Annotated in this window: 29 protein-coding genes and 1 tRNA gene; 17 read left to right on the forward strand and 13 right to left on the reverse strand. The window is 34.4% G+C overall.

The features are described 5' to 3' along the window. Positions 1-17 precede the first annotated feature (17 nt). Genes GSB9_01912 through GSB9_01914 form a run of 3 tightly spaced genes read left to right on the forward strand, consistent with a single transcriptional unit; the run spans position 18 to position 3,673 of the window. Complete coding sequence (locus GSB9_01912; GenBank protein ID UKM65347.2) at positions 18-2,615, forward strand: CHAT domain-containing protein; 2,598 nt, start codon at positions 18-20, stop codon at positions 2,613-2,615. Further along, entirely contained in the window at positions 2,558-3,007 is a 450-nt protein-coding gene (locus tag GSB9_01913) for a retroviral-like aspartic protease family protein (GenBank protein UKM65348.1), read from the forward strand. Before GSB9_01912 ends, GSB9_01913 begins: the two co-directional genes overlap by 58 nt. Positions 3,008-3,040: 33 nt before the next feature. After that, positions 3,041-3,673, forward strand: a complete 633-nt coding sequence (locus tag GSB9_01914; GenBank protein UKM65349.1) for a response regulator transcription factor — start codon at positions 3,041-3,043, stop codon at positions 3,671-3,673. Positions 3,674-4,194: 521 nt separating this feature from the next. Here GSB9_01914 and GSB9_01915 read toward each other — a convergent pair. Next, on the reverse strand, positions 4,195-4,845 hold the full coding sequence (locus GSB9_01915; GenBank protein ID UKM65350.1) for a 50S ribosomal protein L25/general stress protein Ctc: 651 nt from the start codon (positions 4,843-4,845) through the stop codon (positions 4,195-4,197). 52 nt (positions 4,846-4,897) lie between these two features. After that, positions 4,898-5,839, reverse strand: coding sequence for a ribose-phosphate pyrophosphokinase (locus GSB9_01916; GenBank protein UKM65351.1), 942 nt, complete (start codon positions 5,837-5,839; stop codon positions 4,898-4,900). Between the two features lie 145 nt (positions 5,840-5,984). Between GSB9_01916 and GSB9_01917 the strand changes: the two genes are divergently transcribed. Beyond that, positions 5,985-6,066 (forward strand) — tRNA-Leu (locus GSB9_01917). A gap of 156 nt (positions 6,067-6,222) precedes the next feature. Here the strand turns inward: GSB9_01917 and GSB9_01918 are convergent. Then, the gene (locus GSB9_01918) at positions 6,223-6,627 is read right to left on the reverse strand and encodes a hypothetical protein (protein UKM65352.1); all 405 of its coding nucleotides are present in this window, start codon (positions 6,625-6,627) and stop codon (positions 6,223-6,225) included. An 82-nt stretch (positions 6,628-6,709) separates the two neighbouring features. On the opposite strand from GSB9_01918, the gene GSB9_01919 reads away from it, so the two are divergent. From GSB9_01919 to GSB9_01929, 10 genes are all read left to right on the forward strand, one after another. Continuing rightward, the gene (locus tag GSB9_01919; GenBank protein UKM65353.1) at positions 6,710-7,627 is read left to right on the forward strand and encodes a site-specific integrase; all 918 of its coding nucleotides are present in this window, start codon (positions 6,710-6,712) and stop codon (positions 7,625-7,627) included. 135 nt (positions 7,628-7,762) lie between these two features. After that, complete coding sequence (locus GSB9_01920; GenBank protein UKM65354.2) at positions 7,763-8,278, forward strand: hypothetical protein; 516 nt, start codon at positions 7,763-7,765, stop codon at positions 8,276-8,278. 119 nt (positions 8,279-8,397) lie between these two features. Continuing rightward, positions 8,398-8,997: a hypothetical protein gene (locus GSB9_01921; GenBank protein UKM65355.1), complete on the forward strand. Its 600-nt coding sequence runs from the start codon at positions 8,398-8,400 to the stop codon at positions 8,995-8,997. 148 nt (positions 8,998-9,145) lie between these two features. Then, the gene (locus GSB9_01922) at positions 9,146-9,748 is read left to right on the forward strand and encodes a hypothetical protein (GenBank protein UKM65356.1); all 603 of its coding nucleotides are present in this window, start codon (positions 9,146-9,148) and stop codon (positions 9,746-9,748) included. A 156-nt stretch (positions 9,749-9,904) separates the two neighbouring features. After that, positions 9,905-10,492, forward strand: a complete 588-nt coding sequence (locus GSB9_01923; protein ID UKM65357.1) for a porin family protein — start codon at positions 9,905-9,907, stop codon at positions 10,490-10,492. Between the two features lie 80 nt (positions 10,493-10,572). After that, on the forward strand, positions 10,573-11,085 hold the full coding sequence (locus tag GSB9_01924) for a hypothetical protein (GenBank protein UKM65358.2): 513 nt from the start codon (positions 10,573-10,575) through the stop codon (positions 11,083-11,085). Positions 11,086-12,011: 926 nt separating this feature from the next. Next, positions 12,012-12,977 (forward strand): hypothetical protein, encoded by a 966-nt coding sequence (locus GSB9_01926; protein ID UKM65360.1) that lies wholly within the window; start codon positions 12,012-12,014, stop codon positions 12,975-12,977. A 206-nt stretch (positions 12,978-13,183) separates the two neighbouring features. Then, positions 13,184-13,570: a hypothetical protein gene (locus tag GSB9_01927; protein ID UKM65361.2), complete on the forward strand. Its 387-nt coding sequence runs from the start codon at positions 13,184-13,186 to the stop codon at positions 13,568-13,570. A 136-nt stretch (positions 13,571-13,706) separates the two neighbouring features. After that, positions 13,707-14,513 carry a hypothetical protein gene (locus GSB9_01928; GenBank protein ID UKM65362.1) on the forward strand — a complete coding sequence of 269 codons (807 nt, stop codon included), beginning with the start codon at positions 13,707-13,709 and terminating at the stop codon, positions 14,511-14,513. 148 nt (positions 14,514-14,661) lie between these two features. After that, the gene (locus tag GSB9_01929) at positions 14,662-15,153 is read left to right on the forward strand and encodes a DUF3592 domain-containing protein (protein UKM65363.1); all 492 of its coding nucleotides are present in this window, start codon (positions 14,662-14,664) and stop codon (positions 15,151-15,153) included. Between the two features lie 285 nt (positions 15,154-15,438). Here the strand turns inward: GSB9_01929 and GSB9_01930 are convergent, their stop codons facing one another. The 9 genes from GSB9_01930 to GSB9_01938 form a co-directional block, all read right to left on the reverse strand. Beyond that, the gene (locus GSB9_01930) at positions 15,439-15,690 is read right to left on the reverse strand and encodes a hypothetical protein (protein UKM65364.1); all 252 of its coding nucleotides are present in this window, start codon (positions 15,688-15,690) and stop codon (positions 15,439-15,441) included. Between the two features lie 33 nt (positions 15,691-15,723). After that, positions 15,724-16,719: a DUF3871 family protein gene (locus GSB9_01931; protein ID UKM65365.1), complete on the reverse strand. Its 996-nt coding sequence runs from the start codon at positions 16,717-16,719 to the stop codon at positions 15,724-15,726. Continuing rightward, entirely contained in the window at positions 16,703-17,590 is an 888-nt protein-coding gene (locus tag GSB9_01932; protein UKM65366.1) for an ATP-binding protein, read from the reverse strand. Before GSB9_01932 ends, GSB9_01931 begins: the two co-directional genes overlap by 17 nt. A 105-nt stretch (positions 17,591-17,695) precedes the next feature. Continuing rightward, positions 17,696-18,037 carry a hypothetical protein gene (locus GSB9_01933; GenBank protein UKM65367.1) on the reverse strand — a complete coding sequence of 114 codons (342 nt, stop codon included), beginning with the start codon at positions 18,035-18,037 and terminating at the stop codon, positions 17,696-17,698. A gap of 791 nt (positions 18,038-18,828) precedes the next feature. Beyond that, a complete protein-coding gene (locus tag GSB9_01934; protein UKM65368.1) occupies positions 18,829-19,107 on the reverse strand; it encodes a hypothetical protein in 279 nt (92 codons plus the stop codon). A 118-nt stretch (positions 19,108-19,225) separates the two neighbouring features. After that, the gene (locus GSB9_01935; protein UKM65369.1) at positions 19,226-20,266 is read right to left on the reverse strand and encodes a helicase RepA family protein; all 1,041 of its coding nucleotides are present in this window, start codon (positions 20,264-20,266) and stop codon (positions 19,226-19,228) included. Then, complete coding sequence (locus tag GSB9_01936; GenBank protein UKM65370.1) at positions 20,263-20,556, reverse strand: helix-turn-helix domain-containing protein; 294 nt, start codon at positions 20,554-20,556, stop codon at positions 20,263-20,265. Before GSB9_01936 ends, GSB9_01935 begins: the two co-directional genes overlap by 4 nt. 96 nt (positions 20,557-20,652) lie before the next feature. Next, positions 20,653-21,513, reverse strand: coding sequence for a hypothetical protein (locus GSB9_01937; protein ID UKM65371.1), 861 nt, complete (start codon positions 21,511-21,513; stop codon positions 20,653-20,655). 9 nt (positions 21,514-21,522) lie between these two features. Next, a complete protein-coding gene (locus GSB9_01938; protein ID UKM65372.1) occupies positions 21,523-22,779 on the reverse strand; it encodes a site-specific integrase in 1,257 nt (418 codons plus the stop codon). A gap of 316 nt (positions 22,780-23,095) precedes the next feature. Here GSB9_01938 and GSB9_01939 point away from each other — a divergent pair, with 316 nt between their 5' ends. Genes GSB9_01939 through nadD form a run of 3 tightly spaced genes read left to right on the forward strand, consistent with a single transcriptional unit; the run spans position 23,096 to position 25,151 of the window. Next, complete coding sequence (locus GSB9_01939) at positions 23,096-23,953, forward strand: YicC family protein (protein ID UKM65373.1); 858 nt, start codon at positions 23,096-23,098, stop codon at positions 23,951-23,953. Positions 23,954-23,965: 12 nt separating this feature from the next. After that, positions 23,966-24,559 (forward strand): guanylate kinase, encoded by a 594-nt coding sequence (gene gmk, locus GSB9_01940; GenBank protein UKM65374.2) that lies wholly within the window; start codon positions 23,966-23,968, stop codon positions 24,557-24,559. Positions 24,560-24,572: 13 nt separating this feature from the next. Continuing rightward, positions 24,573-25,151 (forward strand): nicotinate (nicotinamide) nucleotide adenylyltransferase, encoded by a 579-nt coding sequence (gene nadD / locus GSB9_01941; protein ID UKM65375.2) that lies wholly within the window; start codon positions 24,573-24,575, stop codon positions 25,149-25,151. 70 nt (positions 25,152-25,221) lie between these two features. Here nadD and GSB9_01942 read toward each other — a convergent pair whose 3' ends face one another. Beyond that, the gene (locus GSB9_01942) at positions 25,222-26,751 is read right to left on the reverse strand and encodes a polysaccharide lyase (protein ID UKM65376.1); all 1,530 of its coding nucleotides are present in this window, start codon (positions 26,749-26,751) and stop codon (positions 25,222-25,224) included. Positions 26,752-26,802 lie beyond the last annotated feature (51 nt).

Below are 26,802 nucleotides of genomic sequence, written 5' to 3' on the forward strand. Positions count from 1 at the left end.
TTGTCATCTCATTTAAAATGAAAAAACTATGCTTTCTTTTTGTGTTCCTAAGCACTTTCGGTTTTTCGCAAAATCTGGAAGAGCAAATTTATGTCGCGGCAGAAACGTTTATGGTCAATAAAAATGAAAATTCTCTAAAAATATTAAGTCAGAAAGAAGTCCAATTCAAAAAGCAAATTCAGACCAAAGACGAACATTTGGCCATGGTTTTTTTACAATGCCATAAAGGGTTCTATTTAGAGTCGGAATCAAAATTAAGAGATGCCATTTCCACTTTTGAAGCTGCATTAAAACGCTTTAACCAGCATCATCTTTCAAGTATTTCAGATTTTGATATTATTGAAAGTTGCATGATTCCTTTGGGCAACCTGTACACCAAAACAAATGATTTCACCAATGCCGAAAGCATTATAAAACAGTATATTTTTTTAGCCGAAAAAAGTGAAAATTTCAAACACCAAATTAGTGGTGCTATTAACCTGTCGAAATTATACCAAACCCTTGGGCGGCACAAAACGGTTATAAAATTAACTTCATCATATATTGATAACCCCAATTCCACAAAACTTCAAAAACAAAAACTAATTGAAATAAACATTGATAGCCAAATGGCCCTTGGTGAGATTTCGAGCGATGAAGATGTTCCCGTTCCTCTTGACAGTGAAAAAAAACACAGGTTAGCGTTACAAAACCAAAACTATGAAATGGCTTTTAAAATTTTTCAAGATGTCAAGGCTGAACGGTTTTCTAGCAAAGAGCTTTCTACTCGTTATTTAGCAAAACTGCACTTGGAAGAAGCCCAACTTCTAACATTATTGGGCGAAAATGATACAGCTCTAAAAAGTTTAAATAGTGCTATAAAAACTCTAATACCAAATCTCAGTGGTAAAACACTGCCACAAAAAGAAGATTTACATGCCGAAAACACCTTTATTGACATTTTTGATTTGTATGCCGAAATAGAACCAGACACCTTTAAAGCATTGCGATACTTCGACCTCAGTTTTTATGTTTCAGACTTGTTACGAAATAATTGGACGGCACAAGAAACCAAAATACTAAACCAAACGGCCACCAGAATTAGGAGCGAAAAATGTATTGATTTACTATTTAATGCCTATACAACATCCAAAGACACTACATTTGTAATTAAAGCATTGCAATACGCCGAACAGAGTAAGGCTACCTCGTTAAGCGATATGTTCTTTAAAAAACAGCAGATAAAGAAGTTTCCCAACGATACACTTTTACAGCGCGAATTCGAGCTTCTCAAAAAACAAGAACACATTACCAGTTTATTGGTTAAAGAGCAATTGGGAGACAATCGTGTTTCAAAAATCAATCAATTCAACAAACAGCTAAACGAATTAAGTATTTCTATTAAAGCATTGAAACATTACATTTCGGAGAAATATCCCAATAACGATAATGTCTTTTCTTTAAAAGACTTGCAACATAAACTCAAAAAAGACCAAGCCATTTTGGCAGCGTATTTTTATGGTAAAAAGCATATTTACCAATTTGTGGTTTCAGATAACGATATACACCTAAATCGCATTAAAAAAGGTGCTGCCGTCGAAAAAAGCATTGTTGATTTCATCAATCTTTTTAACAACCCGAAGACAATCAACAACAATATTTCAAACTATACCGAACAAGCTTTTGGACTGTATAAACTTTTAAAATTAGCAGCACTAAACGATATAAAAAATGTTGTTATTATTCCTGATGGATTGTTGAATTTCATTCCTTTTGATGCACTTTTAACCCAAGAAACAACCTCAACTGCCTTTTCAAAAATGCCGTTTGTGGTTTTTTCCACTTGTATTGCTTACAATTCGAGTATAGCTATGTATTTAAATACCTCGGCATCGGCAAATAAGAATAAACTTTTGGGTATTTTTCCCATTTTTGAGGGCAGCAACCAATCTTTAAATTTTTCAAAACAAGAAGCCGAATCCATTAAGAATAACATGCAAGCTACTATTTTAATGAATGAAGCGGCCAGCAAAGAAAATTTTATTGAAAAAAGTAACGATTACCCCATTTTGCATTTATCCACCCATGCTCAAAGCGGCGATTTTGTTTCTCCGGCAAGCCTTTCATTCTACAATGAAAATATACTTTTAAACGAAATTTACGGTTTAAACCTCAACTCTAGATTAGTAATTTTAAGCGCCTGCGAAACGGGAGTGGGCAAACTATACAAATCGGAAGGTGCCATGAGCATTGCCCGCGGTTTTCAATATGCAGGAGCACAAAACGTACTGTTTTCACTTTGGCAGATAAACGATTTATCCACGGCTAAAATTATGCAATCGTTTTATGAGGAATTCAATAAACACCAATCGGCTTTTGTGGCCAACACCCAATCAAAAATCACCTATCTTGAAAACGAATCGATAAGCAACACAAAAAAATCGCCATACTATTGGAGTGCCTTCGTGTACTATGGTAATCTAGAAGCAGAAAAACATTGTTCCCTTATAATTTATATCTTTTTTGGGATATTAATTATTTTTATTGCCCTATTTTTATTTTTTAAAAAAACAGAAAGATGCCAGAAAAAGAAACCCTTCAGCAGTTTCTTCTTAAAAAAGGATATACCAAGGTGAAGCTTCATCTTACCAAAACCAATCATTTTGAAATAAAAGCTTCCATTAATGGCAATAAAGGACGCTTTATTCTTGATACAGGGGCATCAAGTTCGTGCGTAGATTTTGAGGGTATTGATACTTTTAAGCTTAACGCAGAAGACTCCATAATAAAGGCTGCCGGTGCAGGAGCTATTAATATGGAAACCAAAATGGCAAAGAAAAACAAAATAAAAATCGGCAAATGGTCTAATAACAAAGTTGTTTTGGTTTTATTTAACCTAACACATGTAAACACTGCACTTACCGAACATAATTCAAAACCTGTTGATGGCATTATTGGTGCCGATATTTTAAAAAAAGCTAAAGCCGTAATTGATTATCAAAAGAAATATTTATATTTAAAAATATAACTGAACAGCTAATAAACCACTCTCTAAGCCTTAATGAACACCTCTATTGTAATAGCAGATGACCATCCGCTTATGCTGCGTGGTCTTACCGACTTTTTAAATTCGAAAGGCTACGATATTGTAGGCAGTGCTGAAGACGGAAACGTTGCATACAACCTTATTGTTAAGCACAAACCAGAGATTGCCATTTTGGATATTAGAATGCCACTTAAAACAGGGCTAGAGATTGCCGAACAATGCAAAAAAAATAATTTACCCACTAAAATTATTTTGATAACCTTTGATAAGGAAGAAGACCTTTATGATCAGGCCAAAGCTTTTAATGTATTTGGCTATATTTTAAAAGATTTCGCCATTGAAGAAATAGAAACGTGCATAAACCACGTAAAAAACGGCACACCTTATTTTAGTGAAGAAATAGTCGAGTATTTGAGCAAAAGCAACCTACAAAAAAAACCAGAGGTTTTGGAATTGCTCACAAAAGCTGAAATTAAAATTGTGAAACTGGTTTCAAAAAACAAAACTAGCCAAGAAATAGCCAACGAACTATCTATTTCTGTAAGGACCGTTGATAAGCATAGAAGCAATATTGTTCACAAGTTAAACTTAGACAACAAACCCACATCGCTTTCCATTTGGGCAAACTTAAACAAAGATTATTTGTAATTGCTTATAAAATACGTAGAAGTGCGTATTTTAAGTATCGATAATATTAGTTATCTTTACAGTGCTATTAATTAGTTCTTAGGGAGAATTATAGAAGGCTCTAAATTGTAATGATTTAGGGCCTTTGTTTTTTTATGGGTCACAACTAAAAATACGTAGAAGTGCGTATTTTTTTTGTTTTTAGTACGCCGTACTTTTATGGTGCTATTAATTAATTCTTTGAGAGAGGATTTTTTTAAGTACTCTGCACCGTAATGGTGCAGAGTTTTAAAATATTAAAAACCTAAAAAACATGAATGTACTAATGGATAAAAAGAATGATATTCTGAAAAAATGTTGTTTTATCGGGTTAGTGATTTTAGTCATAGCAATCATCTCCATAAATATTCTTGCTTATTTAATTTAGTTTAATTTGCCCCCATCTCTTTTTCATAGATTTTTATAAAATCTATGAACAAAAAAAATCTCTTGAAGAATTCTTCAAGAGATTTTTGCTTTTAATTTTATAAGGAAATAGAAGCCTATTCTTCAGCCGCAGGTGCTTCAGCTGCTGGAGTTTCTGCTCCTTCAGCTCCTTCTTCTCCTTCAATTTCTTCTTCTTCGTCATCGTCATCATCAAGAATTGCCGTTCTGGCCGTTTTAATCTGACAAACAACTGTATTATCGGTGTGTAGAAACTCGTAGTTATCTTTTGGTAAATCACCAACAGATATATTATCACCAATTTTTAAAGGTGTAATATCGATTTGAATAAAATCTGGTAAGTTAGCAGGCAATGCTCTAACACGCAGTCTTCTGTTGTTTTTTCTTAAAACACCACCGTTTTTAACACCACGAGAGTTACCAACAAGACGAACAGGAATATTCATCGAGATTTCTTTATCATCAAATAATTGATAGAAATCTATATGTAAAATATTATCAGTTACTGGGTGAAACTGAATGTCTTGAAGTACAGCATTTAATGTTGTACCGTTGTCTAGCTCAATCACAACTGTATGCGCATTAGGCGTGTATACAAGTTTAGAGAAAGCTAATTCTGGTGCAGAGAAATGTAGTGGCTTATCTCCTCCGTATAATACGCAAGGAACCTGACCAGCATTACGTAAGGCTTTTGTTGCTTTTTTGCCCACGCTTTCTCTTTGAGATCCGTTGATTGTAATTGATTTCATTTTTAAAATTTATAGTTAATAATTATTACTCTTATTGAAGGTAGCTTTTAAACTACATTACAAATTTTGAACTGATAGACTTGTTGTTATGTACTTTTTCCATCACTTCGGCAAACAATTCTGCACAGCTCAACACCCTAATTTTATCGCTTAGAGGCTTTACAGGAATAGAATCGGTTACTATCAATTCTTCCAGTTGTGAATTGTTTAAATTATCATAAGCCTTTCCTGATAAAAGTGGATGCGTACAAATAGCTCTTACGCTTAATGCACCACGCTCCATCATCAAGTCGGCCGCTCTAGTTAAAGTTCCTGCGGTATCGACCATATCGTCAACCAAAACCACGTTTTTACCAGTTACATCTCCAATGAGTTCCATATGGGAAATAACGTTAGCTTTAGCACGTTGCTTATAACAAATTACCACATCGCTTTTTAAAGCTTTTGAATAGGCGTAAGCCCTTTTTGAACCTCCCATATCTGGCGATGCTATAGTTAGATTATCTAAATTTAAACTTCTTAGATATGGCAAAAATATGGTGGATGCAAACAAATGATCTACTGGTTTCTCGAAAAACCCTTGTATTTGATCGGCATGCAAGTCCATAGTAATTATACGGGTTGCACCAGCAGCCTCCAACATTTTTGCAACCAATTTTGCTGCAATAGGCACTCTTGGCTTATCCTTTCTATCTTGCCTTGCCCATCCAAAATAAGGTAAAACCGCAGTGATATGCCTTGCTGATGCGCGCTTTGCCGCATCAATCATCAACAACATCTCCATTAGGTTTTCAGGCCCAGGGTTTGTTGAACCGATAATAAAAATTCGCGTTCCTCTAATAGACTCTTCATAAGATGGTTGAAATTCTCCATCACTATATGTAGAGGTAATAACATTGCCCAGCTCTGCTCCAAAGGCTTTTGCAATTTTTTCACCTAGCACTTTACTTTGTGTGCAAGCGAAAATTTTAGCTTCTGTTATCACAATAGGCATTTTTACTTTATTGTTTTAGGCGCAAAAACCACACCTGTTTTTAAATGAGGTGCAAATTTATGTATTTATTTTAACCTAAAAAGTATATTGCTTAGTATTTTTGTGTGTAATTTCAAAAAAATATATATTTTTGCAGTCCAAAATTGCTCAAGTGGCGGAATTGGTAGACGCGCTGGATTCAAAATCCAGTTCTTTCGGGAGTGTGGGTTCGATTCCCACCTTGAGTACAGATAAAATCCGTAATACATTTAAAATTAAATGATTACGGATTTTTCATTTCTAATAATGTACGATTTATGTACGATTAAAAGGTTTTTTGTTTATTAAACGGACCATATTTAGCCCAAACTCACTAATATTTTTAGATCGGTAATTGGTAACATTCAAGATAAAGATTCCCAAGGATTGAATATTAGGTTATCCATATAATCCTGTTTCTGTACAATAAGCATCTTTTCTACCCCCTTATCATCTTTTATTGGGAGAAAACCATAATCATAACAGAAATAATAGATCCCATTTTTAAATGGATATATATGGGTGAACAACTCAAGGCTATAGCCAGATTGCAATAACACATCTTTCCTAACAGTACTCTTTCCACTTGGACAAAAATGGGCCAATAGGCTCCTGTTCCTTCGAAGAATACTATTGATTTTCTGGATGGTGATTTCGTGCTGTGGTCGATTTTGGTTGTGATAGGTGCTTCTACATTGGGCATCACAGAACTTCTTATCGGTTCTCCCTACCAACTCCTTGCTACAGGACAAACAGAATTTCATTTTCATAATCCTTTTTTTTAGACGTTTATATACGTATATAAACGTTTAAATATACGGTTAAATCATTATATAACATCAATTTTGTACCATGAAAATGCATTCGTTCCCAATACCAAGTCAAAATATAGCTGTTGCCAAAGCTGATTATCAATTGGCGATGGATTTGATGCATCAAAAACTTACCTTAAAAAAGTACAGCCCGAACACCATTAAGACCTATATGCACATGTTTAAGCAGTTCCTTGCATACATTCACCCAATGCCACTCCATCAGGTCACCACATCGCATATAATGCACTATCACAAAGAATTGGTAACCAAGCATACTGTATCGGCATCCTACCAAAACCAGAGCATAAACGCCATTAAATTCTATATAGAGAAGGTCCTGAACCTTCCCAAGGTATCTTATGATTTTTGTAGGCCCAGAAAGGCAAAGACCTTACCTAAAGTTCTGTCCATGGAAGAAGTGTCTTCCATATTGCATGCCACAAGAAATATTAAGCATAAAACTATACTTTCCATTATATATGGTTGTGGACTACGAATATCCGAATGCACCAACTTAAAAGTCGAGGATATAGACTCTTCCAATATGCGTGTTTGGGTCAGAAACGCCAAGGGGAAAAAGGACAGGATAACGTTGTTATCTCCCAGCTTGTTGGAACAGCTAAGGGCTTATTATAGGGTATACAGACCAAAGCAATGGTTATTTGAAGGACCAAATGGCGGTCAATATAGCGTTTCAAGCATAAGGCAAGTCTTTAATCGTTCCAAGCGTAAAGCTGGTGTTACTATGCCAGCCACGGTTCACAGTTTAAGACACTCCTTTGCGACACATCTCTTGGATGCTGGAACAAATCTCAGATACATACAAAAGCTGTTAGGCCACAACAGCTCTAAGACTACAGAAATTTACACCCATGTAAGTACAACTAATCTCATAAATATTGAAAGTCCTTTCGAAAAGATTGGGAAATTTAATACATTTACAAATAAGAAATAAACGCAATAAAATACGTTTACTAAATAGTTGCCACCAATTTAAAAAATGAACATACTACTATTTTCAGCTTTTTTACTTATTCTAATTTTACTGATTAGATATTTTGCTTCATCTGACAAAAAGAGTGGTTTAAAAATGCTTACAATTTTCGGAATTGTAATCGGTCTTTCTGCTTTAGGATTGAATTCATTGTTTGACAACTCATTTGGTGCTTCAACGCCAGTATATGTTCGGACTGAAAATCTTACTGATAAAAACTTAAAAATTTATTCTATAGCTTTTTGGGACAACGAATGGAACGGAAAAGGAAATTATGTAACTTTTAACAAAAATTTAAAGCCAAATAAAACGTCTGACTTTTGGTTCGAGAATGATGGAACAACTGAATTTTGGCTTGTTGGAAAAAACGCAAGCGGCGAAATTGATTACTTAAATGTTGTTACAGAAAAAGAAAGTGAGTTTGATTTTAAAATAACAGAAAATAAAAATATTGACCAAGACAAAATAGCAATTGCGAAGGAATTGACATTTAAAACGGACAAAAGTGAACAAATGAAAAGTTTTGCATTTTGGACAAATATTATATTAATCGGACTTTTGATTTTGAGTCTGATAAAAATAAAAACTGGTGGCAACACCGTGTATAATTAATGGCTAGTTCGAGCTTGCTTACGAAAATCCTCGCGGATTTTCTATTCGGTTTGTATTTGCTAAATTAGTGGCTTAAACACGCCACTAATCATACACAAAACCGTTGTGCATAATTTAAAATGAACAGAGGCATTTACATACAGATTATAGAAAATGAAGAATTTCAAGACAGAATATTTTGGAATGAGTCCTCTGAAATTTATGCTTTTTTGCGAAATCATACGCTGAAAATTGAACATAAATTTGAGACAAAATTCAATGCTTTCTCTGACAATGAAATTCCAATGGACGGTATAAAAATGCTGACAGATGGAATAAAAAAAGATTTGGATTTTCTAATTGGAGAATATGAAAATAAACCAATTGAAAATGGACTGAATTTAGTTGAAGTGGATTACAAAGGAAAACGAATGAAATTATACTATAAAGCTTCAAAATTGCATTTAATGATTTTGAACTTAGTTCGACTTCAAAAGAAATTGGAATCCGTAATTGAAAAGAACAAAAAAGTTTATGTGTGTGGAAATGCTTATTTCAATGACACTATGTTAGAGACTTTAATGAAAATCAGAGCCGAATTCAAAACAAATGGAATAGTAAACGTTAATGGAATTCAAGAAACTGAATTGAAAACATTAATTAAAGACAAAAGTCTGATAAAATCAGGCCCAAATTATAGGTTAACACGCAAAGGTCTGATAATAGATATTGCGGAATAAAAAACTATGCACAACATCGGCTATAATTCAGCGTGGCTTCATGCTTAATTTAAAGAACTTTTCTTACTTTTAACAAACCTGATTTCTCTGCGGACAAATCCTACGGATTTATCCACGCCGAAATCATAGCCCAACCGTTACCACACATTTGAGAAAAACAATCGTCATATCAATTATCTTCCTGACTTTATTAGTTGGATGCGGAACTTCAAAAAAAGTATTCCAAAATGAACGGGTTTTTAATTATGAAAATCTGAATCTGAATTACGCACTAGAACTTGAAAAAAGCCTGAAATCCGAAGATATTACTCGAACACATAAAGTTGGACTTGGAGAAAATATTTATCCGAATAAGGACAATTATGAACTTGAAATTTCTCGAGACTTTAAACGGATTATAAAACCGAACTTTTCACTTGAAGTTGGTTACTACTATACAAAAGACAGTACAATCCGAGTTACTACTTACGAGTGGAATGACTTAAAAAAGAAAAGTTTCAAAACTGAGAAACAAAATTTGAAAACAAAAAAAGCGTTTAAGAAAAAATTTACAGAACTGACTGAAATGCTAACTGAAAAGTACGGAGAACCAACCTTTACGGAAATGCAGTCTGAAAACCCAAAAGATGATGGAACTTATCGAGACGGAATAAAATGGCTGAATAAAAACGGAATGAATGCGTATTTATTTGCTTTTGGAAATCCTAAAGGTTCTTATAATCAAATAAGATTATCGATTTATCCGAATTAAAAACGTGTGGTAACACCGTGTATAATTCATTGCTAGTACTCGCCTACTTACGAAAATCCTCGCGGATTTTCTATTCGGTTTGTATTTGCTAATTTAGTTGCTGAAATACGCAACGAAATCATACACAAACACGTTGTAGGCAATTAAAACTGAACTATGAAACAAAATTTATTATTAGTATTCTTATTGATTTTTACAATCAAATCATTTTCACAAGATTCAAAATTTAGTCTTGAATTAAATTATCCAATTCCAATTGACAATAATTTCATTGGAGAAAATTATAATGGAATAATTGACTTCGGAGCTAACTATCGATTTACTAATTTGAATCATGTAAATATCGGGATTTCTTTCAATGGTGGAATTTTAGTAAATAACTCTAGCCAAAATAGCCGATTTCAGGATTTCAAGGTCACGTCTTATGTTATTCAACCTAGAATATATGGAGAATTGGATTTAGAATCTATTAAAAAGTTTCATCCTTCAATTGGAATAGGATATACAATTATGGTTTTTGACGCTAATGGAACTAACGATATAATTGATGGTTCGGATCTAAATGATACTCAAAGTGATAGTGGATTTAACTTCAATTTTGGAATTGCATATGACATAACTGAAAAACTTTTTACTCAAGTGCAATATGACTTTATTAAACTTACTGCTGATAGTGATGTGCCAGATATAAAATTCAATACGAACGTAAATATTTTGAAAATAGGACTCGGATATCGGCTATAAAAACTACCTACAACAATTTGTATATTGCATATGCTGCCTTCAGCAGGCAAACGCAACATACAAGCGACGTTACCCACAATTTGAAAAAAACACTACAAATAATAATGCTATTGACTTTTGGACTGAATTTATCAGCTCAAAATGTGAAAATTGACTCAAAAATAAAAGTCGATTCAACTGAATTGAAAATATCAGAACGCAATTCTATATATTATGCATATTGTTCATTAGACAATAAAAAAAGTGATTCTCTAATTGTTACGATTGGAACTATCGGAACAAGTACTACTTCAATTAGAATTGACCTTACTGACAAACCAAGAGCTTATATACTACTCTATTCTGATGAAAATGAATTTGACGGAAAAAACATACTGGAGGTTGAATTTGAAAAATATGATTTAGAATTAAACTCGGCAGAATTCAAAAATGGCGAACGAATTATGGGTCGAATAAAGGGAAAATCAAAAATAATTCCTAATAAATCTGGTGGATATCAAATTGATATTGCTGGAGAATTTAGTCATATTATCGGAAAATTATTAATGAAAAGAATGGCAGAAAGTGATTTTCTGATTTTAGATGATTATTAATGCAATAAAAAACTGTGGGTAACACCGTGTATAAAAAATTGCTAGTTTTAGCTTAATCAAAGTTAGTTGCTCGTTTACTTGCTTCTGATTTTCCTTCGGAAAATCCTCGCCCGTAAACTCGCAACTTTTCATACACAAAACCGTTGGCAACAAGCTGAAAAATAAACCTAATGAATATGCTCTATAAATTTTTTTGCGTCAATTTCGAGATTACTGCGAAATTATTTAGGAACAGAGATTATCCTTTTTTTTCAACAATTCTTTCGTTGGTTATGTACCAATTCTTTACAATTTTATTTATCAATGATTTTATAACATTCCAAATTTTAAGGAGACGAGATTTAATAATGGAAAGAGATAAAACTTATGGAATTATATTAATTTCACTTCTTATCGTTGCTAATTACACTTACTTTTCCCATAATAACCGATATATAAAAATTTGGGACAACTATTTGAATTATAGTAAAAAGACAAAAATAAAATACCGCATATTATCATCTTTATTTATGGTTACGATAATAGTGCTAAATATATTAATGGTATTTGCATTAAGACATAATATTAATTGGTTGAACTAAATCTGGATATACAATAGTTCTTCAAAGTAGTGATGTCGGAAATAAAGCTTGGATTTTAAAAAACGAAAAGCAACCGCAATAAAAATGACTGACGGACTGAATGAAAGAGCGGAAATTCAGAAATCGGAAAAGTATGAATAGCATTTCAATACTAATCATTGAATTTTTGAGAAACGGAAAAAAACGACAAAAAAATAAAGCCAGTTGCCAACACCGTATATAATTTATTGCTAGTTCAAGCCTACTTACGAAAATCCTCGCGGATTTTCTATTCGGTTTTTATTTGCTAAATTACGTGCAAAACCACGCAACAAACCATATACAAACACGTTAGGCAACATTTGAATGGAAATCCGTAAAAACAACATAATTTGGCTTTTAATTTTAGTTTGTGGCTTGTCTTTTGGACAAACAGAAACGGAATTGAGAGTATCGGAATTGATTGAAAATCTGAATTGGGAAACACTTCCAATTACTTGCAATTATTCCTTAACTCTAACCGAATCGGATTCTATTGCCAACGAACTTGTAGGTATTGGAAAACAAGCAAACAGACAACTTTTAAACCAAATCTCAAATCCAGAAAAATCAATCGGAATTCATATAATTTTAACTCGAATTAATGAACAAAAAAGGTATAACAAAATTGGACTTGGCACTAAATATATTTACCAAAATTGTAAAGATTTGATTGGTTGGCATCATGTTTATAATGGAATTGTTTGGGAGTGGTTTGAAGACAAAGGCCAAATTATTTCGGAGTCTGAATTAAAAAAACTAACTGACTATTGGAATAACAAACTAATTGGAAATGGAAAATTTATACTCTCTGAAAGCGAAGAAATCTTCAAGTCATTGACAGAATCCGACAATGAAAAATACCCTTGTATTGACAATAGAAATTATGTAAATAATTCCGTCAACATAAAAATTCAAGAACTTAACTCTCTTCTGGGAAAATCAAATGAAAGCAAAGAAATTAATGAAGTGATGAATAGATTGGGTAACGATTCTACTCACACTTATTTTAAAGATTCCTACTTCATCAACTATGATACTGATGGAATATCCTTTAAGTTTAAAACAGACAGCACTTTATATTGTGTTTTTCTGGAAAAACAATATGAAGGAACTTTTTGGGGAGGAATTAGTATGGACTACAGTAAACAGAAAATTGAAAGTATTTATGGTAAGCCAAAAGAAAAACAAGAATTTGGTGGAGGAATGGAGAATTTTTGGTACACAGAACCAAAATTTCAGATACAATTTAATACTGATAACAGAATTAAATATATAATGATTAATCAATAATAAAAACGTTGCCTAACAACGTGTATAGCCCATTGCGGCTGAATTCCTAATCGGAATTCATTGCAATTTGCTATCTTTCGGTTACGGCGGAAAATCCTCGCGGATTTCCCGCAACGAGCCATACACAAACCGTTAGCATACATTTGAAAATGACACTTTCCGAAGTATATTTTTATATAATTATTATCATTTACCAACTCTTTAGTATGGTAATAATAACATTTACGGAAGACCTAAAAGATGACAAATATTTTAAAAGATATTTAAAAATCACTTTCCTAATCGGATTTCTTGGAATTATAATGGAGTTAATGGATTGGACTTATTTCTGTACATTTAATTGCACACTTCTGACTTTCTCACCTTTTCTGACTTTGTTAATCTCAAAAGGGATTATTGAATTTTATAAAAAAGTTTTTAAAAAAGAAGCTTTTCAAATGCAATGGGGAAGATTGTCAGACGGAATTTGGATAAAGAACAACGGAGATATAAAAAACAGAGGATATTATGGGTGGTATAGTGTAAACATTGGGAGTTTTCCAATTTTTATAATTACAGCTATATTTTTGCTAATAGAAAAAAACGTATGCTAACATTGTATAAAAATAATGCGTAAGTTTATTACTTAATCTAAAGTTAGTGCGTATTTGGTCACTCTGATTTTCCTGCGGAAAATCCTCGGACACAAAACCGCACTATTCTTATACAAACACGTTGCCAACAATTAGAATGAACGACAGATATAAAAATCATCAGTTTTTCTCACCTGAACATATTTTTGAATATGAAAATATTCAGCAATATGACAATCCAAAAATAAACTCTGAAAACATCCGAATTGGAAGTTTGTCTTTTCAATGGGACGTTTCGAGTAAAAAGGAAAAAGAACGAGTAAAAAACGAATGGATTAAAATAATCCCAAACTTGAATAAAGTAAATCGAATTTATATCGCTTGTGGGATTAATCAAGAGTTTCTTGATATTTTTTGTGACTTACCAAATCTTTCGGACTTAATAATTGACAGTTCAAAAGCAACTGACTTAAATCCAATTTTAAAACTGACAAAACTCAAAAGGTTAGAATTGGAGAGGTTTACTCAACTAAGAGACATTTCACCGATTACAAAAATTGCACTGACTCATTTAAGAATTGAAAACTCTTTTAAAGTTGAGAATTATGAAAAAATCGGAGAAATAACTTCTTTAATTGGACTTTCCCTAAATGGAGACACTTTTGCACCAAAAAATTTGAGAATTAATAGTTTAAAGCCATTTGAAAAGCTCAAAAATCTAAAACATTTAGATTTAAACTCTGCCTCAGTAATTGACAAAAATTCATATAAAAGCCTATTACAGCTTGAGAATCTGATTAGGTTTGACATTTTAGTAATAGTGCCAAAAGAAATAAAAAAAGTCATTTTAGAGCAACACAAAACCCTGAATTCAGGAAATTTTACAGATTGGGACGATAAGAACAAAAAGTTTTATGACGACAAAGATTGGGAAATTAAAAAATTAGAAGAATTGAAAAAATAACTGTTGGCAACACTGGCTATAATTCAGCGTGGCTTATGAACTATTTTAAAAAATATATTACTTTAACCAAGCTGATTTCTCTGCGGACAAATCCTGCGGATTTATCCACGCCGAAATCATAGCCAAACCGTTGTAGGTAATTTAAAAAATGAGCATCGACATAAAAAAACACATATTAGCAATCGGACTTTTGATTGTGATTTTCAGCACCTTTTTTTACAATAAAGAATTACTCGGTGGACTAATTTTTCTAATTGTTGGTTGTGGATTTTTATATGTGGGTTTCTATATTAAAAACACCAATAAAAGGATAAAATCCAACGGAATTAAAACGAAAGCCAAGATAGTTGACTTTAAAAAAGAACGGATTAAAAATGCCGACGGAGAATCTTATGAATATCATTTTCCAATAGTAAGTTTTACCGACCGAAATGGAATTGAAACGACTCAAAAATTGGATTCTAGCGAAAAACCAAAACGGATAAACGAGCTGATTGACATTATTTACCTGAAAAAAGAAAATGAATACGAAATTATAAAAGACAATGATTGGTGGGAAAAGAACCTACCAACGATTTTATTAATCGGCGGATTTTTATTTTTTGGAGTCGGAATTATATGGTTGATTAACAAAATATGAATAAAAAAACTACCTACAACACCGGCTATAGTTGCTTAGGTGTTTAATTATAACAAAGTTTCTTAAGAATCACCCGCCAACATAAAAACCTAACCATAAATATTATAATGTATAACAAGAAAAGTTATGAACTACAACAAAATAAATTAATAGGCTAGGTTTTAATATGTAGGAAGTCCTCAAGGTGGATTTTCTCAGTGGTTTTAGGATTATAGAGCCAAAACCGTCTCAGAAAATGTTCTATTTCCATAGAACCAAAAGATACAGCATAATGCTCTTTCTCACTTATTTTGTTAAAATGTCGAAATAGTACGTGTGGTAGTTTTTGCCGTCAATATAAAATACGATCCTACCGCTCTTGGTAATTTTCAGTTCCGTACAGAATACGATTTGGTCTTTATTTAAACTGCCAATATCCTGTAACACCAATAGTTTAAGAGGTGTATGCAATTTTATAATTCTATTTTGACCGTTAACAACATAAATAATGTGTGGTGAGCAATATTTCAAAAGCTCAATAAGTTCTTCATTGCTCATGTTAAATAATTGAATTTAATCCAGGGACAAGCACTAAGGTGCTATATCATACTTATTAAGGAAATAGTTGTCCTCATGGTTTTTAAGTGCCATTCCCAAATGGTTCACAAATTCATAGGTGTTGCAGTTCCTGCCCAAAAAATTGTCTATGTAATTGCTCTTAGAGCTTTCAGTGAACAAGTTGTACAGGTTCCAGAGGTTGATATAGCCATATGCGTCGGCACCAAAATACTGGTCATCCACATAATTTTTAACAATGGTATTGATTTGTGAATCCGTGGTGCTCAAGTTGAATAGCCCTTGCCTATGTTCTTTGCCCGATTGATTGTAAAGCTTCATCTTGCCAACCAAATGGGCAAACTGTTCTTGGTTGATGGTATATTCCTGGAGTTGCCTCATGCCATCAATATGGGATTCCTGGTTATAGTCCAAAAACAGGTTTCGGCTCTTGGATATAATTTCATCTACACTGCCCACCCTTAAATCATCCTTGAGGCCGTCCGTTGCAATGCATAAATTGCAGCACACCATATTCTTAAAACCAATAAAGATTTTAAACTTTTCGATGCTCTTTTTGGAGAACAGGTTCTGCTCTGAATAGGAACGCACCCCACCAACGGTAAGGTTAAGTTTTTGTCCATTGATAAAAGTGTGGACATGTGGTATTTCCAACATAAATGCCATACGCTCATAGTAGATTGTCTTTTCATGCTCCAAAAGTTCCTTCGCCGGTTTTCCTATAGCTGATGGTATACGCCCTTTGATGATATGGCTTGTCCTAATGTTGGGCTGCATGACCATTCCTTTTGGGAATAGGTCTTGTGCCGTTGTTCTCACTGCCTCGATAAATTCAAAATGTGGGATCGTGTTCTCATTATCCTTGGCGAATACCGGTATGATGCAATCCTGTCTTAAATGCGAGAGGCTAACCTGTAGTGTGTTAGCCTCAATGAATTTGTTGTTGGTGTTGATTGAAGATTCAATCTCGTGGTCATTGACCACTTGTAGTGTTCTAACTGTTGGTTCCATTTTCTTTTATCGTTTTATTTTGAATGATTTGTTCTTTATCAATAATCTGTGACGTGCTATCAATTTCAGATTTCCTTTTTATTATCAAGGGCTTAACCTGCTCTTTTAGGCTGTCGTATTTTTGGTATAGGTGCCTTAGCCCTTCCAAGGTTGTGGAAGCATTAATTTCCTGTGCTATGGTATCGATTGAAATGCCTTGGTTGCACCAGTTGCGTAACTTTTTGCCCACCGCGCTGTCAATGATGAATTCTGGCTTTCCCTGGAACAGATTGGTGCGGTCCTTACTCACCTTGCACAGGTGGTTTTCGTTGATGAGCTCAAAGTTCACCGATAGCTCATATTCAAATCCCTCAGATGTGATTTCCTTGGTGCCGTGCTTGACCACCTTGGACTTACCGTTGGAGCCAACATCCAACGAATAATCCGTTTTACGCCTTGTGGTGGTAATGATGTGGCATTTTGATTGGAGGATTCTGTCAATAAATTTCTGGTGCCTGGGTTTTACCCTTGCCCAATCCTGGAACCGTCCCCCAAGTTGTTCATGTATCTGCAGACAGCCACCGTCCCCTTGCCATTCGTGGGTTATGGAGTCGATGATGATGACTTCCATGTTGGATTTTTCACAGGTGTCAATGGCCTGTATATAGCGTTCTGGACTATATGGAATGAACAGGTTCAACACGTTGAAGTTGCCAAGGTCCGAATATAGACTGGCTGATGCGTTCTCTGTGTCTATAATGGCTATTTTGGACCAATCCTGTGCCAATCCATAGGCCAATTTTAGCGCTGAATAGGTTTTGCCAAAACCACTGGCTCCAGAAATTCCCAAACGCAGTTTTACGTTATACCGTTGTGCTTTTTGTAATTGCATGATTTTTTGTTTTTGTTATACATATTATTTGATTGTTTTTAGGAATAAAAAAAGAGCTTACCACAGCTGATGTGATAAACTCTTTTAAAACAATGATGCCGTAGTTTAAATAACGGCCATTTCTTCCACCACCTGCTCATCGATGTCCAAAGCAGGGTCAAAATATTCCCAGCGATGCGAAAGCATAATGACTTCTCCCGTTTCCTTGATGGTGTATTCGTAAGGGTCTGCCTGAACCTTCCTAATGGAGCCCTCAAACTCCGAACCTATTAATGATGAAGCCGTTTCTTTATCAAATGTTGTGGCTACAAAAGCTGTCTTTGCTGTGATGTAAACCCTTCCAGTCTTTTTGCTTTTCACTGGAACAGCCCCCGATTGAACGATTAAGCCATAAAATTCCTCTCCCTGTGAGTTTTCGGCCTTTTTAATTTCTTTTACAGTTACCATAATGATAATAATTTTAGTTATGCAGTTGTATTTAAGCCGGGCTACCCAGCACCTGCTAAACCATGGGTGGGGTTGTTGTTGGAAGTGGACTCCTTTTTTTAACATATAAAGTGTGAAAAAAAATAGAAAAAATTAATTTTTTGGTGTCCAAAACAGAACTGTATGATGAAGAATATACACACCAAACTTCAAGTTCCCTGGAAAGTGTCAAAAATGATGTTAATGCTATAAAATGGCACTAATTATTCCTATAGAAACCAACAAATGTCTTATTTAAATGTTATTTGCTGCTCATGTGGCCGGAATTGCTTGAGAAGAGTTTATTTTTTTTAAAACCATAGCTTTATCTAATCCAGAGAAGAAGTTAATGCTATATTATTTCTATAACCTAAAGTTTTAATTTCGTTTAAAAATGCCAAAAATGATGTTATTGGCATACCCTTCTTTTGTTACTTATAAAAATAAGTTGACTTTTTAACTTTTAAAATTACAATAGAACAATCGGAATGGCAGAATGTATTTTGTTCTTTCTATGGAGCATCAATGCAAAATTTACCCTACGCTGATGCTCCTTTAGATAGATTTTATAGTAGTTAATATTCACGTTCTTCTGGTTCTACATAGCGGATTTTCAGTAATTTGAACAAATCTTCTTCTTCACGAATTGCTATTCGTTCACCATCCTTGTACAAATAGCCAACTTCACTTTTGTATCCATGGGAAACCCATTCAGAAGCCAGCCTTTTATGTGAGAAGTCAGCACTGCCAGTTCTTATCGCAAAGATGTTACCCTAGTTATCATGTTCAGCAAAGAACAAATCGAGCTTGATGCCTTCAGGCAATATTCGCTGCATGTGGTCACATGGAAGTTCTCCTTTTACTTTTCTCCATGTCCGTTGATTTACAACTGATTCAACTCCGCTTACAAAAAGCCCAATATTATAAGGCTCAGGGATTAATACATATGGCTTTAGGATTAATGCCATTTCAATTTTGTTTACTTCTGGCTCTTTACATCTTATGCTTCCTATAATTTCTATTCGGTAACAATAAGGACCTAATTGTACCATTGTGTGGTCTGCCTATTTTCTTGCTTCTTCGTACTTCATAATTCATTATATTTTAGTGTCAAAGTGTCAAACACCTAAGGAAATGAAACTTGACACCTAATTGTTTTTAATTTGTTAATTAAGATTTATTATTTAGGCTGTAAGTTCCATCCTCATTTTTTTTCAAAACATTTTGTTCTGTAAGCTCATTAATTACTCTTATGGCGGTCGATTCGCTTTTATTATTTTTTTCACAATAAAGCTTTACTAACTCTGTATGTCTATGTGTATCTTCAGTCATAATCTCTTCCATAGTTTTAACCTTATTATTATATTTTTGAGTAGATTTTGAAGATGTATTAGTATTCCCGATTTTAGATGTTGAAACCTTTTTGCCAGTGTTAGTGAAAAGAAAGCTGTCTTCTGAAAAGGTAAGCTCTAGGGAGTTGGACTTGTATTCTTTTGGACAGTAGTTACCTTTGACTACGCTGAGATAACGGATATTATCTTCGCCATCAGATAGTTGAATAGCCACTCGTACCTTTTGAGTAAGACCAGAGCCTCCTTGAATATGTTGCTGACTCGGTGATGACTTATAGCCTTTTTTGTTTATATGATGTACAAACAAAATAAGACAACCATATCGTTTGGCGAGCTTATCATATGATTTAACTGTATTTCGCATGGCCATGTTATTGTTGCTATCATTACCATTAAAAATGTCTCCATAACTATCTACAACCACTAAGCTCACTTGCTCTTTGGCCATTTCTTTCTCTAAAGTTTTGATGATTTCTTTGGGGTCTAAGGTATCTGCAAAAACAAACTTTAGATTGTCGTAATACTTTTCATCTGTTCCCTGGAGTTGTTTGCTAAGTAGGTATTTGATTGAATCTCTATCATCTTCCGTTGCCACATAAACAACCTTGTTTACGGCTGGGCTTAGCTTAAACCCTAAAAAATCCTTTAATCCAAGTGCTATATGAATACACAGCTGTCGTGCAAATTGGCTTTTACCTGTATCCGGTTGACCTACTAATACTGCACAGCCCGTTTGTGGCAATAGATGTTCCAGTATATATTTTTGCCTTATATCTCCTAGAGCCATTAATTCGGAAGCTGTGTAGACCACTTTTTCAATATTTTCCTGAGGTTTTTTATTAGGATTAAACTCTTTCATAGCCTATTTTTTAAAAGAGTTAAACATTCGAGTAGTTCACTTCGCTTGTAGTACCGGCGTGCTCCAATCCCGTATGCACGAACCTTGCCTTTATTTGTCCAGCTCCATAGAGTTGAGCTGTCGATTTTTAGAAACCTGCATGTTTCTTCCCTAGTGAGTAGTTCTTCTTTAAAGTTTTTGGATTGTAGCTCCTTTTGAAGTTCTTCGACGCTTTTCTTTACGCTTGTGCCTATCAGTTCCTGTAGTTCTTCTACTGATAGGTCTTGTAATAAAATTGAATTTGTTTGCATTTTGAATAAATTTTTAAATTATTCAGCAAACATGGGAAGTGTTATTGGTGGACTAAAGTGTATTAAAAAGTGTATAAAGTGTATTTGGTGTATGCCCTATTTATCGGGGTTTGTCGTGAAATAACTATATAAATTTGAATCCATATAATTTTCAGGATTGGATTTTACATTTTCAAATAGATTGATATTGTCCTTAGCGAACTGTAAATATTCTTCACTCAATTTATCTGTTTTTAGATTCATGTAAACCTCCTTTAACGCCCAACCAACCTTTTTTTTGTTAACCCGTTTGAACATGATTTTATGCTCAAGTTTCGGGAACTTACCTTTTGTGAAGTAATGGTATAAGGCATCAACTAATGTTTTGTATTGATCCGGATTTATATCATCTTTAATATTTTCTAAATATTCATCAATAGTGGATTTTGTATAATCATTTTCAGCTAAATCTTTAGAATCTTCTTCTTTACCAGATTTATCTTCTTCATTTACAGTGCCACCTTTTTGTTTCTCTGGAATATCTGAATCTTGTGGGTTTTCAATTTTATTGTTTATACACTTTAGTATTAATTTGCCACTTTTGATACGATTATTAAGGCTTTTAATATCTATTTCAATAAGTGGAGGATTTTCACTGGGCGGTAATTTTACTTTTTGTTCACCTATTAAGGTTGCTGGATTAGCTTCTTTTAGCGAGATGATTTCGTTATAAATTGATTCATTAATATTTTTAAGATCCGATACCACATCATTCATTATGGGATAAATGCGTGAAGAGTGCTTTGGGAAAGTTTTTATAAAATCAGAGATTTTCTTTAGAGAATTATAATAGTTAGTATAATATTCAATATCATTTTTTAGAAAATCAGTAACATCATAATCTTCATAGGTATTTTTATAATCTGATAACCTATTAATGTAATTTTCTTCGTAATGTTTAAGGGTGCTACTGAACATATTGATAATTTAAAAGTATTTAGTTAATTCTAAAGCAATGTCCTTGTTGCTTTTGCCTATATAGTTTAGGAACATTTGCTCTGTTTTATGGCCTGTTACATATATAAGGAACGACGTGGGTATCTGCCCGTAAAAATTAGTGGCAAACGATCGTCTTCCAATATGACTGGTCACGAGTTCCCATTTTTCATATTCACCAACCTGCTTTCTGTATGGAAACTTAGCACTATCATCAACTTTTTCAAGCTTACTGCCTTTAACTTTTTGCTTGATCTTAGCCTTTTTACAGACCTTCTTGATGTAGTCGTTGTATTTCTGGCTTGAAATAGGCCTAGGGAACTCACCATCTCTTTCCTCCAATATCTTTAACACTTTGGGGTGCAAAGGTATCGTCATGTTCTTGCCAGTTTTCTTTTGGGTAAATTCGATAAGGTGTTTGCCTTTTTCGATTCTGATCTGATCTTTGGTAAAACGCATAAAATCAGACACACGCTGACCAGTGCAACAGCTTATGATTAGCCAATCCCTTGCGTTTAACAAGCTCTCGTTAAGTTTTTTATCATCGAGTTTTTCAATCGCCTTTAACTCTTCAGGGGTAAGGTATATTTTGTCAACCTTAACTTCCTTTAATTTTATCCTATCTAATTGAGGGCTTATTTCTATGCCATTATACATTGCATGTTTGCAGACTGCTTTTATTGTGTGTATCGCTCTGGAAATTGTGTTGATTGCATAACCCTTTTCCAGACAGAAAGCCTCAAAGTTGGTTTTAAATGCACTGTCTATATCAATTAGTTTAATATTCTTACCAATACTGCTTTGGTATTTCTCAATTAAACCCCTAACAACTTTATAGTTTTTAAGTGTTTGTTCAGCCAGTTCGTTCATACGTTCTTTTAGGTAAAAATCAAAATAGGGCAGAAGTTCCTTTGGGAGCGCTTTCGATTTTTTAGGCGGGTTGTAGTATAAATCCAATTGATTCGCCAACCAGGCCTTATCTATTGTCTCTGGATCAGCATCGTGAAAAGCTTTAAGAATATGGTTTTCAATTTTGTTAAGTTCCGCATTAACCTTAACCTGCTGATTCTTGATGTCTATGTCTTTTGGGCTCTTTTGGGAGTGATATTTATCCCAATATTGCTTTGAAACCTCAAGCTTAGTTTTGCCGCCGATAACATGATTTGTATTATTGTGTGTAAAAAGTAGCCTTAAATTTAAGAAAGCCTTCTCCTTTTTTGAGCGATACAGGTAGTTTACAGCTGCCATACATTAATAAAAAAGTTGTACGATTGTTGTACGATTGAACAAAATATTATACAAATTTATACAAACTAAATCAAAAAAGGAAATTCCATTATATGCATGAAAGTATTGTTTTTATTGATGTTACAATAGGTTTTATAATGATTGAGCTTATTTATGTTTTTGTATAAAAGTACTTCCACCTTGAGTACAAAGCCTTTACATAGACTATGTAAAGGCTTTTTTCATACAACACTTCAAAATTTATTTTGCATTTTTCATTCTATTTTCTATCCCTCAGCTTTTATAATTACCTTTGTACATCTTAAAAAACGCGTTTATGATTTATTCGATGACAGGTTACGGAAAATCTGTACTGCAACTTCCCACAAAAAAAATAACCATTGAGCTAAAATCTCTAAACAGCAAGAATCTTGATCTAAATGCACGAATGCCTTCTGTTTATAGAGAGAAAGAATTGGTGATTAGAAAAAAACTTGCCGATAAATTGGTTAGAGGTAAAATTGACTTTTCAATATACGTTGAAGCTACAGCCGAAGACACCTCTACACAGATTAACACACCTGTTGTAAAACAATACATGGAGCAGCTTAAAGATGTTGTTGACGCTGATCAGCTCGAGCTCTTAAAAATGGCTGTTAGGTTTCCAGATGCCCTTAACACAGTGCGTGAAGAAATTGACGAAAATGAATGGAAATCCATTGAAGTGGGAATTGATACTGCCACAAACGACCTAATTAACCACCGCTTAAACGAAGGCAAAGTGCTTGAGCAAGATTTCAATAATCGCATAACAGCGATTGAAACCCTATTAAATAAAGTTATTGCCATCGACCCAGAACGCGTAAAGGCCGTTCGTGAGCGTTTACTGAAAGGGGTTGAAGAATTAAAAGAGAAATACGACGAAAACCGGTTTGAACAAGAATTGGTGTATTATATTGAAAAATTTGATATCACCGAAGAAAAAGTACGTTTAAAAAACCACCTTGATTACTTTACAGAATCTATTAACTCAAAAGAATCCAACGGAAAAAAACTAGGGTTTATAAGTCAGGAAATGGGCCGCGAAATCAACACTATAGGCTCAAAAAGTAATTATGCACCTATGCAGCAGCTCGTGGTTCAAATGAAAGACGAATTGGAAAAAATAAAAGAACAATTATTAAACGTTCTGTAAATAAGAAATAAAATATTGGCTAAGCAAGACAAAAAAAAACAAGGCAAACTCATTGTATTTTCAGCACCTTCGGGTTCTGGAAAAACCACCATTGTCCGCCATTTATTGGGACTTGACGATTTAAATTTAGAATTCTCTATATCGGCAACCTCAAGAGAAAAACGCGGCACCGAGGTTAATGGTAAAGATTATTATTTTCTATCGGCTAAAGAATTTAAAAACAAAATTAAAAATGACGAGTTTTTAGAATGGGAAGAAGTGTATCGCGACAATTTTTACGGCACTTTAAAAACAGAAGTAGAACGCATTTGGGAAAAAGGCAAGAACGTTATTTTTGATATCGATGTATCTGGCGGCCTGCGTATAAAACGCAAATTTCCTGAAAAAACCTTGGCTATTTTTGTGAAACCACCCAGCATTGACGAGTTGAAAATCCGGTTAAAAAAACGAAAAACCGAGAGTGCCGACAAAATAAACATGCGTGTTGCCAAAGCTTCGGCGGAGTTAGCTACGGCTCCCCTTTTCGACACCATTATAATTAACGATGATTTAGAAAAGGCCCTAAAGGAAGCCCATGATAAAGTTCACGATTTTATAAACGCTTAACCCCTATTCTATTTTGAAAGTTGGATTGTTTTTCGGGTCATTTAATCCCATTCATGTTGGCCATTTAATAATTGCCAACCACATGGCAGAACATACCGACCTTGATCAAGTTTGGTTTGTAGTAACACCGCACAACCCCTTTAAAAAGAAAAGCACGCTTCTTGATAATTACCAACGCCTAGAAATGGTGTATTTGGCCACAAAGGACTACAGCAACTTAGACCCTTGCGATATTGAATTTAATTTGCCGCAACCCAATTACACGGTAAACACCTTAATCCATTTACATGAAAAATATCCTAATCACAATTTTGCTCTAATAATGGGCGAAGACAATCTTAGGAGTTTTCATAAGTGGAAAAATTATGAGGTGATTTTAGAAAACCATCACATTTATGTTTACCCTCGTATTTCTGAACATAAAAAAGAAAATCGTTTTGAGAATAACAAAAAAATTCATTTTGTTGATGCACCTATCATGGAACTGTCTTCAACCTTTATCAGAAAATCGATAAAAGCAGGTAAAAACGTGCAACCCATGCTTCCAAAATATGTTTGGAAGTATTTGGACGAAATGAACTTTTACAAATAGCTTTTAACAAAAAAGCTTCCCAAAAACTAATCGGAAAGCTTAAATTTAACATTTATTTCTTTATTACTTTTTAGCTTATCGTATCAACATTATTACCAAGATTGCGATAGTTAATATTTTCGTTTGGATTAGTTCCATTAAGGTATTCTTCAACGTTTGTATAGCCATCGCCATCAGTATCAATTGCACCATCATTATCATTTTCGGGATTTAATTTGTTTTTGATCTCCCATGAATCAGGCATACCATCGCCATCACTATCTTTTTCAACTTTTTTGGGGTTATAGGTCAATTCAGGATATCCACCAACTTCCGAAATATCTTTGAGTATTCCTGTTTCGGTAATGGGTTTTCCCGTTCTTACCATTTCGGTAACGCGCGTATCAACAGCATCGCGCTTTGGTAAAGTTGCTCCGGCCTTAGCCAAAACAGACTCGAAAGCCTCATGGGCTGTTTGGTGGGGAGAAACGGGCCACCCCTCAAAAGCCGTATTTACACGGGCAAGCTTTTCTGGGCCTTTTAATCCAGCCCAATTATTATTGGTAATCTCTTCATTACCGTACATGACGTTTCCAGCCACATACCATTTTCCAGGCCGCTTTTCTTCTTTAGGATACCAATCACCATCTGCCCAAGCACTGCCCGGCGAATACATGTTTCTACTTTCAACACGGGCAAAAACGGCTTTCATATTGTCGTTGGTTGCCGGACCAGGTTTATAGTAATTATTAATAACGTTAATAAGCGACGTTTCGTCGCCACCATCCATAGTGCGATGCTGCCAATTATAAATTACATTATTGCGGAAATCGAACGGTCCCGACATTCCAATAGACGGGTTTCTTGCCGTGTTACACGCAAAAAGATTGTGGTGAAAGGTTGACGGATTACCGCCCCAAGTACCTCCAAAAGCATGGCCGCGCGCATCGAGTGCTTCACTTGAAATTGTCCATTGTATGGTAATATACTTTGATGGATCTTTAATTCTTGTACTTCCATCTAGCGAGGGCCTCATGTGTCTGTAAAGCGATATGTTTTCGTCCATTCCCCAACTAGTCGAGCAATGATCTATAATAATATGATGTTCTGGATTTCCACCAATATTATCATCGCCTTGTCCTCCAACAGGTACGCCGCGGCGCACACGGATATGCCGGACAACAACATTATGCGTATTAATATTTAGTGTTCCCGCAAGACAAATGCCACCTCCTGGTGCCGATTGGCCAGCAATGGTAATATCGGGATGATTAATATTAAAATCTTCTTTGGCCTTAATGGTTCCTGCAACACGAAACACAACGATACGCGAGCCTTCGGTTTCGAGTGCGGCACGTAAACTGCCCGGCCCACTATCATTAAGATTGGTAACGGCAATTACTTGTCCTCCTCGACCGCCGGTGGTAAACATACCTGCGCCCCACGCCCCTGGAAAAGCAGGAATAACACCTTCTGGCAACCTTGGCGGATGGGGCGGAATTTGCCCTGACTCGGGTTGTTGGGAAGTAGCTACATTATTTTGAGCCTGAGCCACCACAACAGTATACAAAAAAACAAAAGCATATAAACTTGCTCGAAAAAATTTCTGTATTGTCCTCATAGTTCTAATGAAAAATATATGAATTTAGTCAGTAAATTTATTTCAAAATCG

The sequence above is a fragment of the Flavobacteriaceae bacterium GSB9 genome, assembly GCA_022749295.1.
In the GTDB taxonomy this organism is placed as follows: Bacteria; Bacteroidota; Bacteroidia; order Flavobacteriales; family Flavobacteriaceae; genus Flavisericum.